Annotated in this window: 15 protein-coding genes and 2 riboswitches; of the genes, 8 read left to right on the top strand and 7 right to left on the bottom strand. The window is 36.2% G+C overall.

Translation table 11 applies throughout. The features are described from left to right. Nucleotides 1-2: 2 nt before the first annotated feature. Both ACN0WI_RS04625 and ACN0WI_RS04620 read right to left on the bottom strand, forming a co-directional pair. Nucleotides 3-764 (bottom strand): UDP-2,3-diacylglucosamine diphosphatase, encoded by a 762-nt coding sequence (locus tag ACN0WI_RS04625; RefSeq protein WP_417885457.1) that lies wholly within the window; start codon nucleotides 762-764, stop codon nucleotides 3-5. A gap of 72 nt (nucleotides 765-836) precedes the next feature. Next, complete coding sequence (locus ACN0WI_RS04620) at nucleotides 837-1,289, bottom strand: 6-pyruvoyl trahydropterin synthase family protein (protein ID WP_417885456.1); 453 nt, start codon at nucleotides 1,287-1,289, stop codon at nucleotides 837-839. 169 nt (nucleotides 1,290-1,458) lie between these two features. Beyond that, nucleotides 1,459-1,554: riboswitch (TPP riboswitch) on the top strand. 97 nt (nucleotides 1,555-1,651) lie between these two features. Here ACN0WI_RS04620 and thiS point away from each other — a divergent pair. From thiS to ACN0WI_RS04580, 8 genes are all read left to right on the top strand, one after another. Beyond that, nucleotides 1,652-1,855 carry a sulfur carrier protein ThiS gene (thiS, locus tag ACN0WI_RS04615; RefSeq protein WP_270062750.1) on the top strand — a complete coding sequence of 68 codons (204 nt, stop codon included), beginning with the start codon at nucleotides 1,652-1,654 and terminating at the stop codon, nucleotides 1,853-1,855. Nucleotides 1,856-1,907: 52 nt separating this feature from the next. Continuing rightward, nucleotides 1,908-3,764, top strand: a complete 1,857-nt coding sequence (thiC, locus tag ACN0WI_RS04610; RefSeq protein WP_417885455.1) for a phosphomethylpyrimidine synthase ThiC — start codon at nucleotides 1,908-1,910, stop codon at nucleotides 3,762-3,764. Between the two features lie 10 nt (nucleotides 3,765-3,774). Then, nucleotides 3,775-4,371 carry a thiamine phosphate synthase gene (locus tag ACN0WI_RS04605; RefSeq protein ID WP_417885454.1) on the top strand — a complete coding sequence of 199 codons (597 nt, stop codon included), beginning with the start codon at nucleotides 3,775-3,777 and terminating at the stop codon, nucleotides 4,369-4,371. Further along, nucleotides 4,352-5,023 (top strand): thiamine phosphate synthase, encoded by a 672-nt coding sequence (locus ACN0WI_RS04600; RefSeq protein WP_417885453.1) that lies wholly within the window; start codon nucleotides 4,352-4,354, stop codon nucleotides 5,021-5,023. The genes ACN0WI_RS04605 and ACN0WI_RS04600 overlap by 20 nt, the downstream gene beginning before the upstream one ends. A gap of 260 nt (nucleotides 5,024-5,283) precedes the next feature. Continuing rightward, on the top strand, nucleotides 5,284-6,054 hold the full coding sequence (locus tag ACN0WI_RS04595) for a thiazole synthase (RefSeq protein WP_417885452.1): 771 nt from the start codon (nucleotides 5,284-5,286) through the stop codon (nucleotides 6,052-6,054). Next, nucleotides 6,047-7,156, top strand: a complete 1,110-nt coding sequence (gene thiH / locus ACN0WI_RS04590) for a 2-iminoacetate synthase ThiH (protein ID WP_417885451.1) — start codon at nucleotides 6,047-6,049, stop codon at nucleotides 7,154-7,156. The genes ACN0WI_RS04595 and thiH overlap by 8 nt, the downstream gene beginning before the upstream one ends. Continuing rightward, a complete protein-coding gene (gene moeB, locus ACN0WI_RS04585; RefSeq protein ID WP_417885450.1) occupies nucleotides 7,071-8,231 on the top strand; it encodes a molybdopterin-synthase adenylyltransferase MoeB in 1,161 nt (386 codons plus the stop codon). Before thiH ends, moeB begins: the two co-directional genes overlap by 86 nt. Before the next feature lie 30 nt (nucleotides 8,232-8,261). Next, nucleotides 8,262-8,903 (top strand): 2OG-Fe(II) oxygenase, encoded by a 642-nt coding sequence (locus ACN0WI_RS04580; protein ID WP_417885449.1) that lies wholly within the window; start codon nucleotides 8,262-8,264, stop codon nucleotides 8,901-8,903. A gap of 124 nt (nucleotides 8,904-9,027) precedes the next feature. Here ACN0WI_RS04580 and ACN0WI_RS04575 read toward each other — a convergent pair whose 3' ends face one another. The 5 genes from ACN0WI_RS04575 to ACN0WI_RS04555 form a co-directional block, all read right to left on the bottom strand. Then, nucleotides 9,028-9,156, bottom strand: a complete 129-nt coding sequence (locus ACN0WI_RS04575; RefSeq protein WP_417885448.1) for a hypothetical protein — start codon at nucleotides 9,154-9,156, stop codon at nucleotides 9,028-9,030. 2 nt (nucleotides 9,157-9,158) lie between these two features. Then, a complete protein-coding gene (locus ACN0WI_RS04570) occupies nucleotides 9,159-9,326 on the bottom strand; it encodes a hypothetical protein (RefSeq protein WP_417885447.1) in 168 nt (55 codons plus the stop codon). Between the two features lie 102 nt (nucleotides 9,327-9,428). After that, on the bottom strand, nucleotides 9,429-11,207 hold the full coding sequence (gene nrdD, locus ACN0WI_RS04565; RefSeq protein WP_417885446.1) for an anaerobic ribonucleoside-triphosphate reductase: 1,779 nt from the start codon (nucleotides 11,205-11,207) through the stop codon (nucleotides 9,429-9,431). Next, nucleotides 11,204-11,653 (bottom strand): anaerobic ribonucleoside-triphosphate reductase activating protein, encoded by a 450-nt coding sequence (nrdG, locus tag ACN0WI_RS04560; protein WP_417885445.1) that lies wholly within the window; start codon nucleotides 11,651-11,653, stop codon nucleotides 11,204-11,206. The genes nrdD and nrdG overlap by 4 nt, the downstream gene beginning before the upstream one ends. A gap of 83 nt (nucleotides 11,654-11,736) precedes the next feature. Further along, nucleotides 11,737-11,927, bottom strand: a riboswitch (cobalamin riboswitch). A gap of 354 nt (nucleotides 11,928-12,281) precedes the next feature. Then, nucleotides 12,282-13,052 carry an enoyl-CoA hydratase/isomerase family protein gene (locus ACN0WI_RS04555; protein ID WP_417885444.1) on the bottom strand — a complete coding sequence of 257 codons (771 nt, stop codon included), beginning with the start codon at nucleotides 13,050-13,052 and terminating at the stop codon, nucleotides 12,282-12,284. Nucleotides 13,053-13,059: the final 7 nt, after the last annotated feature.

Raw genomic sequence — 13,059 nt, 5'->3', positions numbered from 1 at the left:
AATTATTCCTTATTCAGTTTTTTTAAATATAAATCTGTTCCATCAAATTCGGCATATGTATAGTGGTTTATCCAGTCGCCCGTGTTTATGTATTTAGAATCTTCTTTCAGCTTAATTTCCATAGGTAAATGCCTATGTCCAAATAGAAAATAATCGTAATGTTTAGTTTCTAGTTTTCGTTTACAATATTGTACTAACCACTCGTTATTTTCTCCTAAAAATTTAGCATCATCATCGCCGGAAATCAGTTTGTTCTTTACCGAAAAATATTGTGCAAGCGGTACACCAATATCAGGATGTAACCAACGGTAAAGCCATTTTGAAAATGGATTGGTAAACACTTTTTTCATGCGTTTATATCCATAATCTCCGGGACCAAGTCCGTCACCATGGCCAATTAAGAATGTTTTTTGGTTGAATTCAAATTCTTGTGGTTTTCTAAAAGTGGGAATATTAAGCTCTTCTTCAAAATAATTTTCCATCCACAGATCGTGATTTCCAATAAAAAAATATACAGGGATACCACTATCTCTAATTTCAGCTAATTTCCCCAAAACACGAACAAAACCTTTGGGAACTACATGTTTATATTCAAACCAAAAATCGAATAAATCACCAAGTAAAAAAATAGCCATAGCATCTTCTTTAATTTCGTCTAGCCATTTTATAAAGATGGCTTCGCGAACTTTACTAGCTTCTTTTGTAGGAGCTCCTAAGTGATTATCGCTACTGAAGTATATTTTTTTTCCTTCGGGAATAGTCATGTATATTTTCTTAGCTTCAGCAAAGTTAATAGAAAGTTATAAAGCATCCTTGTTTTTAAGATAGCAGATTTTTTAGGAATTATCGCTGGCATACCATTCTGCAAAACTACTTTCAGTTTCTTGAAGTTTTAAAGAATGTAGTTGAATATGATCTGGTAAATATTTGTTTATTTTTTCAGCAAAATCAATTACCATATTTTCACTAGTTGGTTGGTAGTCTACCAAAATAACATGATGCCCGCTCTCCTTTAGTACTTTAGCTAATTGAAGGTGAGGTGTGTTTTTATTAAAAACTGTCGCGTGATCAAATTGGTCTACAATTTCAGATTTTACGATCTTTTTTAGATCACCAAAATCGATTACCATACCGTATTTTACATTATTGGTATCAGTAATTGGTTGTCCAATTACCGTAACACTTAATTTATAGCTATGGCCATGTACATTGCGGCACTTGCCATCATAGCCATAAAGCGCATGCCCTGTTTCAAAAGAGAACTGTTTGGTAATTCTAATATTTGCCATACCTGTAAATTTAGGGCGCAAAGATACTAAACAAGTCGGGAAAATGAGTGTAAAAAGCCTATCTGTTGGTTATTTTAATGCTTTAAATGTTAAAACTAAGGTCTTAATTTTTCAAATTGTTTTCAGTGGATAAGTTGTAAGGCTTTTTTATTTATCCTAACTTTGAGAGAGTAAACTTTAGGGGTGCTGATTCAATTCGGCTGAGAAAAACCCTTTGAACCTGATCCAGATTAGCATCTGCGAAGGGAAAAGTTAGAAATTTTTGATTCGATTTTATCCAAATTAGGGGATAAATTCTATTTCATATTACTTTTCTTCAAAGACAATCCTCTTTGGTTTACGGCTATTAAAATCGAAATGATATGATAACTGTAAACGTCAACAACCAAAACCATTCTTTTAAAGAACCTGTAAAGCTTCAGGAATTATTGGAGCAATTGAATATTCAGGCTTCAGGAATTGCTATTGCCATTAATAATGAAATTATTTCTAAACCACAGTGGGAACACACACTAGTGGAAGAAGGCAGTAATGTATTGGTGATTCGTGCTACGCAAGGCGGTTGATCGTTTTATTTTCAGTAATCAAATTTTAAACATCAATCTAAACCTTTTTAGTATGAAACCTAACCAATTACCAAGGGAAGAAGCCATCAGCAGAACGCCTTTTCCAAATTCAGAAAAAATTTATGTAAAAGGTCAACTTCACGAAAATGTGAAGGTACCTATGCGCAAAATTACGCTTGATGATACCGTCGATAAATTTAACGGAACAAAAACGCCAAATGATCCGGTATTGGTCTACGATACCAGCGGTGCTTACACAGATCCTAATGTAGAGATCAATGTGCGCCAGGGTTTAAAACCTATTCGCCAGCAATGGATTGCTGCCAGAGAAGATATGAAGCAGTTAAGCGGACTTTCCTCGGAATACGGCCGGCAGCGTGAAGAGAACGAAAAGTTAGATGAACTTCGGTTTAAACGAATTCGAAAACCTTTAAAAGCGAAACCGGGGCAAAATGTAACCCAAATGCATTACGCGCGTAAAGGCATTATTACGCCGGAAATGGAGTTTATTGCTATTCGGGAAAATCAGAAACTTCAGGAAATTAATCAGATTACCGAGCAACATCCGGGCGAAAGTTTTGGGGCGAGTATTCCTAAAGTAATTACTCCTGAATTTGTTCGAGATGAGGTTGCCAAAGGACGTGCAATTATACCGAGTAATATTAATCATCCGGAAAGTGAACCGATGATCGTTGGGCGTAATTTCTTGGTTAAAATCAATGCTAATATTGGGAATTCCGCCGTAAGTTCTTCGATTGAAGAAGAAGTAGAAAAAGCAGTTTGGGCTTGCCGTTGGGGCGCCGATACCATAATGGATCTTTCTACCGGAAAAAATATTCACGAAACCCGAGAATGGATTCTTCGGAATTCTCCGGTACCCATTGGGACGGTTCCTATTTATCAGGCCTTAGAAAAAGTAAACGGAAAAGCTGAAAATCTTACCTGGGAGATCTTTAGAGACACTTTAATAGAACAAGCCGAACAAGGTGTTGATTATTTTACCATTCACGCCGGGGTTCGTTTAAAATATATTCCGCATACCGCAAAACGAGTAACGGGAATTGTTTCTCGTGGCGGTTCCATTATGGCAAAATGGTGTTTAGCGCATCATCAGGAGAGCTTTTTATACACGCATTTTGAAGAGATCTGCGAAATTATGAAAGCTTATGATGTAGCATTTTCTCTTGGCGATGGCTTGCGTCCGGGAAGTATTGCCGATGCGAATGATTATGCGCAGTTTGCCGAATTGGAAACACTTGGCGAATTAACCAAAATCGCCTGGAAGCACGATGTGCAATGCTTTATTGAAGGTCCCGGACATATCCCAATGCATATGATTAAGGAAAATATGGACAAGCAATTGGCCGAATGTGGCGAAGCGCCTTTTTACACGCTTGGTCCGCTAACCACCGATATTGCGCCGGGTTACGACCATATTACCAGCGGAATTGGAGCGGCAATGATTGGCTGGTACGGTTGTGCAATGTTATGCTATGTAACGCCAAAAGAACATTTGGGTTTACCGAATAAAGAAGATGTAAAAGAAGGTGTAATTACTTATAAGATCGCTGCCCACGCGGCAGATTTAGCAAAAGGGCATCCGGGAGCACAACATCGGGACGATGCGATGAGTAAAGCGAGATTCGAGTTTCGTTGGGAAGATCAGTTTAATTTGGCGCTAGATCCAGATACGGCACGAGCGTATCACGATGAAACTTTACCTTCAGACAATGCGAAAGTAGCTCATTTTTGTTCGATGTGCGGACCAAATTTCTGCTCGATGAAAATCACTCAGGATGTACGGAATTATGCCAAAGAAAACGGAATGGATACCGAAGAAGCCATTATCAAAGGAATGGAAGAAAAGTCAGAAGAGTTTAAGAAAAAAGGAAGCGAAGTGTATTTATAATTTCTGAATAATGCTAATCGTAATTTCTGCGGAAAAATGTATTGAAAATGAAGAATTTCAACTGAAGTCGATACTCGATGCAGGTTTAGAAATTCTTCATATTCGTAAACCCAAGGTTTCTTTTGAAGTGTTAAAACGCTGGCTAGCAAAATTTGAAGCTGAATACCGCTGCAAAATGGTGCTACATCAGCATCACGAATTGGCACGAGAATTTGGGCTGAAAGGCATTCATCTTCCGGAATATTTCAGAACAAATCTGAAGGAAAATTTAGATGATTATATCACCTCTTTTCAGCAAGAAAAATTTACGGTAAGCACTTCGGTGCATCAAAAAGAATTGCTTTCAGAAACATTGAATTTCGATTACTGTTTTTTGAGCCCTGTTTTTAATTCGATTTCCAAAACCGGATATTCGGGAAAAAAGTTTCAGGTGAACGACCTTCAGCAGCAAGTGATTGCACTAGGCGGAATTGATTCAGCAAAAATTTCAGCAATTCGTAAAATGGGTTTTAGTGGCGCGGCAGTGCTTGGCGCGGTTTGGCAACAAGAAAATCCAATAAAAAGTTTTATTAAAATTCAGCAACACTATGAATCAGTTTTTAAATAAACCGGTGAATTTGCAAAAAGAAATTTCTGCACTGCATTATATCTCTCAAGGAGAAAATGCTAAAGTTCATTTAGAAAATATAGAACGCGTGTTACAAGCCGGTGGCAATTGTATTCAGCTACGACTGAAAGAAACTTCAGCAAAAGAAGTGTTAGAAACCGCAATTTCAGCTCGTGAAATATGCTCAGCTTATCAAGCAAAACTGATTATAAACGATCACGTAGAAATTGCAAAAACCTGTAATGCCGACGGCGTTCATTTAGGACAAGAAGATACCGATGTTTTAGAAGCTTGCCAGATTTTAGGAGAAGAAAAAATAATTGGCGGTACTGCCAATACGCTTCAACATTGTATGGAACATCTGCAAAACGGAGTTGATTATATTGGTTTGGGCCCTTTACGATTTACTTCCACCAAAAAAAAACTGAGTCCTATTCTTGGATTTTCAGGTTATCAGGAATTGATAGAGAAATATTCGCAGCAGGAAAAGACGGTTCCTATAATTGCCATTGGCGGAATTACACTAAACGACATAGAAGAACTCCGAGAAATTGGATTAAGCGGAATCGCGGTTTCCGGTTTATTGACGCATTCGGAACATCCGGAAAAAGAGATTCAGCAGGTTTTAGATCGATTTGCTGTGAGAGTTTAGATGTTATAAAATAGATGAGAGACAAGAGAATCATGAAACAAGAATAAAGACTTATTTAGTTTGAATGCTAAATGTTGAATTTTAAATGATTGAGGTTCCGGCTTGGCGAAAATTCCTCGTGAAATTTCAACCTGAATTATTTAGCACGTCATGTTGAACTTGATTCATCTAGGAATGGGATTGCTGAGCAAGTCCGGAATGACGAACCATAACCCGCTTAAATTTTAAAAAGCTAATGGCTAACAACTAAAAAATACAAAATGGAAAAACTAAAAATAGCAGATAAAAGCTTCGATTCTCGGTTATTTACGGGAACGGGGAAATTCAGTAATTCAAAGCTAATGCGCGAAGCGGTTTTAGCTTCAGAAAGTGAATTGGTAACCGTGGCGCTCAAAAGAGTTGAAGCGGGCAATACAGAAGATGATATGATTAGTAGCCTAGCTCACAAAAAATTAAGTTTGTTACCCAATACCTCAGGAGTTCGCGATGCCAAAGAGGCTGTTTTTGCGGCCCAGATGGCTCGGGAAGCGCTGGGAACAAACTGGGTGAAAGTCGAAATTCATCCCGATCCTAAATACTTATTACCCGATGCCATAGAAACTTTGAAAGCCTGTGAAGAATTGGTGAAATTAGGCTTTGTGGTCATGCCGTATATTCATGCCGATCCGGTTTTGTGTAAGCGCTTAGAAGATGTCGGCACCCAATGTGTGATGCCTTTAGGTTCTCCTATTGGTACTAATAAAGGCTTAAAAACCTTCGATTTTCTAGAAATCATCATCGAGCAAAGTAATGTTCCGGTAATTATAGATGCCGGTATTGGTGCCCCTTCACACGCTGTTTTTGCGATGGAAATGGGAGCTGATGCGGTTTTGGTAAACACCGCGATTGCCGTTTCTAAAAATCCGGTGCAAATGGCAAAAGCCTTTAAAATGGCTGTAGAATCCGGGCGAATGGCTTACGAAGCAAAACTTGCCGAAACCGGCAAACTTGCTGAAGCTAGTAGTCCACTAACACAATTTTTATATGAGTAGTTTTAAAACAGTACTTGCGCAGTATGATTGGGATGAGGTGTTGGAAAGTATTCAGCAAAAAAGCATCGTGGATGTAGAGCGCGCTTTAAGTGCCGTAAAACCCGATCTTGAAGATTTTAAAGCCTTAATTTCTCCGGCTGCCAAAGCTTATTTAGAGCCAATGGCTACGAAAAGCAGGCTGATTACCAAAAAGCGTTTTGGGAATACCATGCAAATGTACGCGCCAATGTATTTAAGTAATGAATGCCAGAATATTTGTACGTATTGCGGATTCAGTTTAACGAATAAGATTCCGCGGCGCACCTTAACCGATGCTGAAATTTTAAAAGAAGCTGAATTTCTGAAAAAGAAAGGCTACCAGCATATTTTACTGGTTACAGGGGAAGCGAATAGAACGGTGGGCATTGATTATTTGAGTAATGCTGTTCGTCTTTTAACACCACATTTTGCAAATATTTCTATTGAAGTCCAACCGCTGGATCTGGAAGAATACGAACGATTGATTGACGATGGCTTATATGCTACTTTAGTATATCAAGAAACCTATCATCGCGAGACCTATAAAATTCATCATCCTAAAGGAAAAAAATCAAATTTTGATTATCGCTTAGAAACACCGGATCGTTTGGGGAAAGCCGGAATTCATAAAATTGGAATCGGAGCATTATTTGGATTAGAAGATTGGCGTGCAGATAGTTTTTTTACCGCTTTACATCTAAAATATTTGCAGAAGACATATTGGAAAACAAAGTATTCGATTTCTTTCCCGAGATTACGACCTTTTAGCGGTGGCTTAGAACCTAAGGTTGAAATGACCGATCCTGATTTATTGCAATTGATTTGTGCGTACCGAATTTTAGATGAAGATGTTGAGCTTTCTATTTCGACGCGAGAACAGCAAAAATTCCGTGATCATATTGCACATCTGGGCATTACTTCTATGAGTGCTGAATCAAAAACCAATCCGGGTGGTTATGTGGTGGAACCGCAGTCGTTGGAGCAGTTTGAAATTTCAGATGAGCGTAGTACCGAAACTATCGCTACCATGTTACGGGAAAACGGAATTGAACCGGTTTGGAAAGATTGGGAAAAAGCTTGGTAATATGGAATTAACAGCTATCGAAAAAGAACGCTATTCTCGCCATATTTTACTAGATGAAGTTGGCGAAGAAGGCCAAAAGCAATTAAAAGCTTCGAGGGTTTTAGTGATAGGAGCCGGGGGGCTCGGTTGTCCGGCTCTGCAATACTTGGCAGCGGCAGGCGTAGGAAATATCGTAATTATAGATGCAGATATTGTTTCCAGAAGTAATTTGCAACGCCAAATTTTGTATGCTGAAAAAGATATTGGTAAACCCAAAGCTGAAGTGGCAGCAAAGCGATTGCAAGCCCAAAATCCAACTATTGAAATTCAATATTTTACAGAAGCTTTATCAGCCAACAATGCTTTGTCACTTTTTAAAAATTTTGATCTCATTGTAGAAGGCAGTGATAATTTCAGTACTAAATATTTAGCGAACGATGCTGCAGTACTCGCGAATAAACCATTAGTGATGGCTTCCATTTTTAAGTTTGAAGGCCAATTAAGTGTATTCAATTATAACAACGGACCAACGTATCGCTGTTTATTTCCCGATCGGGCAGCTGCCGAAAGTATACCAACCTGTAGTGAAGTTGGTGTTTTGGGGGTGCTTCCGGGAATTATGGGAAATTTAATGGCGAACGAAGTTTTGAAAATTATTTTAGGAATAGGCGAAATATTGCAAGGGCGTTTATTAAGATTCAATAGTTTAACGTTTCAATTTCAAGTCTTCAGTTTTCAGAAAGATTCTTCAATAGATATCGATAAACTCGAAAAAATCGCTATTTCTTGTCCTGACGAAAATGCCATAAAGACCATCAGTTTTGAAGAATTTCAGCAAAAAAAAGAGTCGTTTACACTAGTAGATGTTCGAACCGATTCCGAACGAAACCTAAAAAGTTTAGGCGGTTTGCATATTCCGCTTTCCGAACTTAGTAAGCGAGCTCTTGAACTCGAAAATAACGATAACTTGGTGGTGTATTGCGCAGCAGGAAGCCGAAGTAAAATAGCAGTAACCCAACTTCAGCAGGAATTTCCGCAGAAAAAAATTTTAAATTTAGAAGGAGGAATAAATTTGGTACAAGCAAACCAAAAATAGCTTAATTTTGCGCAAATTTTTTAAAAATAGGTGCAACAAACAGAACTTTTTGAGCAGCTCGATTATAGGTTGAATAAGCAATACGAGCGCATTATCGATGATTTACTTATTAAAAATTACAGTATTATCGACAATTTTTTTAAAGCAGAAGAAATTCAGCAATTACGCAATAATTTAATTACTAAATTTCAAGAAGATCAATTTAAGAAATCGGCCATCGGTAATAAAACAAACGAGTTGGTGGCAAAAACCATTCGTGGTGATTTTATTTTATGGATGAATGAAGCCGAAGCTGGTGAAACCGAGAAGATTTTTTTTAATAAAATCAATAATCTTATCGAGTATCTTAACAGGACTTGTTTTATGGGAATTCTTCATAAAGAATTCCACTACGCAGTCTACCCAAAAGGCACATTTTATAAGCGACATTTAGATACTTTTCAAAATGATTCTCGCCGTAAACTTTCTGTTGTAAGTTATTTAAATGATAAAAGCTGGTTGAAAACTAATGGCGGAGAACTGGTGATTTATAAAGAAGATGGAAGCGAAGAAGTAATTTATCCATTACCGGGAAGGGTCGTGATTTTCGAAAGTCAGATTCTAGAGCACGAGGTAAAAGAAGTTAAAAACTCCGAGCGGTTGAGTATTACCGGATGGTTGAAAACCAGATAAAATTTAAAGAATTTTAGTTATTTGGCGTTGCCTTCGGCCGGGCTTTCCATTACAATCTTTTGCGAGGGACGAGCAAAAGGATTTTCATTACAATCCCTAACGCAAAAAAATTAGGTTGAAGAATTTATTTTCTAAACTTCTTATATAAAACCAATATGATTAGTATTACAGCTAAAATCATCCAAAATCCGTATCCGCTTAAAAAGCTTAAAATTTCAAAAGTTTCCTCGTTTTCAGGTAAAGTGCTTTGCATAGTTAACGGTTTTTTCTGCGGTAATAATCAAGAATTACTAAGGCAACTATTAAAACGAAGATAGCTAAATACCAGATATTTTCAGAAATAAAGTCGGATAATTCAAACCCATACTGTTGCGATTCGGTTGCGGGTTTATCTTTGGGTAATTCAGGTTGCTGAATAATCATTTTTTAATAAAAAATACCAAAAAATAGAAGGGAATCCGCCAATTTTGCGTTAAATCGATATAAAAAAAGACTGCTAAAAATAAGCAGTCTTTTTTATGTTTTTTAATTTTCTTGATGATAAAATCGTAAACGGTGTTCTTGTTGGCGTTGCGTGCTAAAACTAGAAACTCGCTTTAAATAGCCTATAATTCGAGTAGCATGGTCTATATTTTCAGAACCGCATTTTTTACAAGAAAAAGAGGTTTGTTTATCGATATGGTTGCAAGTATTGCAAATGGTGATTTTTATATTGAAACAAAAGTAATTACAACCTGCTTTTGCGGTAGCTTTTAATAAGTTTAAGAATCCTTCTTTATTAGGATATTCTTCTAAATTTAAATGAAGTGCAGAGCCACCATCTAAATACTGAATAGTTTCTTTACCGTGTAGCATTATTTTATCGAGAATATTAATCGATAAATCTTCAACCGGATAGAAATACGAGTTGTAGCAATCTCGGTTTACTTCAAAACCATCTAATTTATCCCAATTTGCATTTTTTACCCCTAGATTTTCAGCAGGAACAAACTCTGTATTGAATTGATAGCCGTATTGCTTTTTAGCTTCTTGATTAGCTTTGTAAATCTTTTTTAATTGATAGCTTAGAAAGTCTTTATATTCTTTGGAGTTGGTAGCTTTAATACCTAAACTTTCGGCAGCTTCAACCATACCATTAATTCCTATAGTTAGAAATTGCTTGTTAAGATCTATAAAACCGGCATCGTAAACAGGTAGCATTCCTGCAGCTTGGTAGCGCTCCATTAATTTTCGGTAAGCCACCTGATATTTATGAATTTTTTCTACTTCTGTAGTTAAGTTTTTACCTTGTTGTAATAATCTATTTACATTCATGGTAATAACATTAATAGAGCCGGTAGCTACTCCACCGGCTCCTAAAGAATAGCTAAATGTGTTTTTACCAATTTCGTTCCGTAAACGGCAGCAAGAAGCTAAACTATCGGCACTTTCAGATTGGTAAATAAAGAATGAATTTCCATTACTTAATTCTTCAGCACAAAAATCAGCAAATTCAGTATCGGCGGGTTCTTCATCTTCTATAAGCATAGCTGCTGTTATTACCGGAAAAGTAAGCAGTGCTTTATTACGTTCTTTGTTAAACCATTTCATAAAAAAGACCTGTAGTTTTTTTAAGCTTTCCCATGCTGGTTTTTCGAAATCCGGAAATACAAAATCACCAAACATGCTTTCGTAATATTTCTCGTCGTAAATTGAAATATTCCAAAAAACAGATTGATATCCTCTAGCAGCAGCAGGCTGGTTAATGGCGTACACCACATGCTGAAGGTGATTCTCTATAGTTTTTGTATTTGTTTCTAAGTAGTTTTTTCCATAATCTTTCCTTGCGAAATAATCGAAATACAATAAAAATTCTACTGTAGCGAGCGCACCTGCAAATTGAGAGCTAATGGCAAATACTAAATTTACAAATTCTCCACAATAGCTTTCTAAGTGTAAAGGTGCTTTACTTTCACCTCCAATTTTAGTAAGCCCATCTAATAAAAACGGATACATGTTTATAGAAACACAATAGGGCTTTAGTGATGTTTCATCGTGAACATAAATTTCATGATTTTCGATTTGGCGTATATATTCGTTAGCTAAAGTTTCATCGTATAACTCGGCTATTTGATTTTTAATGAGTTGTCGATTTACCTGAATGTTAATGTCTTTATTGAGCTCGGCTTCCATAGTAGCTATATTTTTGGAAGTAACATTTGCATTGGCATCAACACTAGACCCATCGGCTGCATTTTGTGCAGAGATATACTCTTCTATAAATGCTATTTTTTTATCTACTTGTTTAGGAGTTAATCGTATCATGACGCTATAAATAAGTGGTTAAGTTTTTTTCCAGTAGCTACTTCTATAAATTTTTGGTTCGTATTAGGATTTGATAATCCGCCTAACGAAGGATTCCAAGGCCCAGTTTTAAGCCAAGTTAATTGTTGCAATATAGAATCGGGGATAGCATTGTAGCCTGTATATAAACAGGTTTTATAATTAAAGGTTTTTGCGATTTTTAAAAATTCTTCCAAATCTTTAGGAAACCATTCGCCACCCATAAATAGGACGCAAGTTGCAAAACCTTTGTATTGTTCGAGTATATTTTTATAAATATCGGTAGTTAGAAGTTCTCCATTATTCTCTTTCCATAAATAAGGAGAATGGCACCCCTTGCATTTTAAAGGGCAACCAGTAATACTGAAGCAAATACTTACTTCACCAGGTACTTCTTGTAGCACAATTTCTTTTTGCGCAAACTTCATAAGCCTTGTTCACTAATCTGATTTTTATTCAGAAAATTAATAGTCAGTGTTTATTATAATACAGTAACTTTTTACCCGAAAGTTCTATACTAGTATAGTAAGGCAGGTCTTCTGACTTTGCATGTTGGCGTCTTCCCACCTTAATTAGATAGTGACTATGTGGTGCCGTTTAAATTGCTTACAGCTGCGGGAACAGTTTTAGATTTTCACTAATATTCCCTTTTAATTTTGAGCTACAGGAAGCAGTTCAAAAACCTTACTTCATATTTTATATTAAGAATTTCTGTGTTAAGTTCGAAACCAAAAATTCTATCTATAAATTACTCCTAGAGATATCTCTTAAATAATTTATTTAGCTTAAAAGTACAATAGATTTTTCTGAAGTAGAATCAGAAAATCACCAAATTATAAACCGGTTATCAACAATTTTAAATCTAATTTTTAAACACTTGTTTTAGTGTTTTTTATGAAAGATTATGATTTTATTTTTCGTGACGTAATTATATTAAAATAAGCTATTGGAAAAAATAAAAAATAGAGGAAAACCTATTAATAAATTTTCTCGTGTAAATAGTTAATATCTATCTGTTTTAAAACATGTATTATACGTTGTATTGTAAAATTATAATTACTTATTTTTAAACTTAGAGAGTGCATTTTTGGTAAAATCGGATAATACCAATTCACCACTTATCGCTGCATTTTCTACCAAAATAGTAGCCCAATTTTCGGTACCCTTCCACAATAATTTTTTCATTTCGTGCAAGGCTTCAGGATTATAGCTGGCTAATTTTTCAGCAAAAATTTCAATTTCTTTATCCATGTCTGTTATAGATTCAAAAACACGAGCATATAAGCCTTTTTCTTTTGCCCAGTATGCATTTTTCCAATCTTGAGCAGCGAGAGTTAATTCTGCTAATCCAGAAACTCCTATTTTTCGCTCTACAGCAGGAGCAATTACAAATGGACCAATGCCAATACTTAATTCGGAAAGTTTAATAGAAGCAGCTTCGGTTGCCATAGCATAATCGCAGGCAGCAATAAGGCCTACACCTCCACCAACTGTTTTTCCTTGAATTCTGCCAATAATCAATTTCTTACATTTTCGCATGGCGTTAAGAACTTTTGCAAAACCGGAAAAAAATAATTTTCCTTGTTGCATATTTTCGATAGTCAATAACTCATCGAAGGAAGCTCCTGCACAAAATGCTTTTTCACCTTCAGATTTTAAAACGATAACAGCAACCTCTTCGTTATCAGATAATTTTTCGAAAGCATTAGCTAAACGATCTAGCAATACCGATGGAAAACTGTTACTTGCCGGATGGCCAAACTCAAGATATGCTACGTTGTTGATAATGTTAGTATATAGGCTACCATTTTTTCTAGAAGTGGACATTTTATTT

It is taken from the genome of Zunongwangia sp. (assembly GCF_048269745.1).
In the GTDB taxonomy this organism is placed as follows: Bacteria; Bacteroidota; Bacteroidia; order Flavobacteriales; family Flavobacteriaceae; genus Zunongwangia.
Note: the sequence above shows the minus strand (reverse complement) of the source record. Positions and strands in the feature narration are given on the sequence as shown.

Excerpts from the sequence above, each read along its gene's own strand:
- ACN0WI_RS04625 (WP_417885457.1), bottom strand. The coding sequence starts at position 764 with ATGACTATTCCCGAAGGAAAAAAAATATACTTCAGTAGCGATAATCAC.
- ACN0WI_RS04620 (WP_417885456.1), bottom strand. The coding sequence starts at position 1,289 with ATGGCAAATATTAGAATTACCAAACAGTTCTCTTTTGAAACAGGGCAT.
- thiS (WP_270062750.1), top strand. The coding sequence starts at position 1,652 with ATGATAACTGTAAACGTCAACAACCAAAACCATTCTTTTAAAGAACCT.
- thiC (WP_417885455.1), top strand. The coding sequence starts at position 1,908 with ATGAAACCTAACCAATTACCAAGGGAAGAAGCCATCAGCAGAACGCCT.
- ACN0WI_RS04605 (WP_417885454.1), top strand. The coding sequence starts at position 3,775 with ATGCTAATCGTAATTTCTGCGGAAAAATGTATTGAAAATGAAGAATTT.
- ACN0WI_RS04600 (WP_417885453.1), top strand. The coding sequence starts at position 4,352 with ATGAATCAGTTTTTAAATAAACCGGTGAATTTGCAAAAAGAAATTTCT.
- ACN0WI_RS04595 (WP_417885452.1), top strand. The coding sequence starts at position 5,284 with ATGGAAAAACTAAAAATAGCAGATAAAAGCTTCGATTCTCGGTTATTT.
- thiH (WP_417885451.1), top strand. The coding sequence starts at position 6,047 with ATGAGTAGTTTTAAAACAGTACTTGCGCAGTATGATTGGGATGAGGTG.
- moeB (WP_417885450.1), top strand. The coding sequence starts at position 7,071 with ATGAGCGTAGTACCGAAACTATCGCTACCATGTTACGGGAAAACGGAA.
- ACN0WI_RS04575 (WP_417885448.1), bottom strand. The coding sequence starts at position 9,156 with ATGCAAAGCACTTTACCTGAAAACGAGGAAACTTTTGAAATTTTAAGC.
- ACN0WI_RS04570 (WP_417885447.1), bottom strand. The coding sequence starts at position 9,326 with ATGATTATTCAGCAACCTGAATTACCCAAAGATAAACCCGCAACCGAA.
- nrdD (WP_417885446.1), bottom strand. The coding sequence starts at position 11,207 with ATGATACGATTAACTCCTAAACAAGTAGATAAAAAAATAGCATTTATA.
- nrdG (WP_417885445.1), bottom strand. The coding sequence starts at position 11,653 with ATGAAGTTTGCGCAAAAAGAAATTGTGCTACAAGAAGTACCTGGTGAA.
- ACN0WI_RS04555 (WP_417885444.1), bottom strand. The coding sequence starts at position 13,052 with ATGTCCACTTCTAGAAAAAATGGTAGCCTATATACTAACATTATCAAC.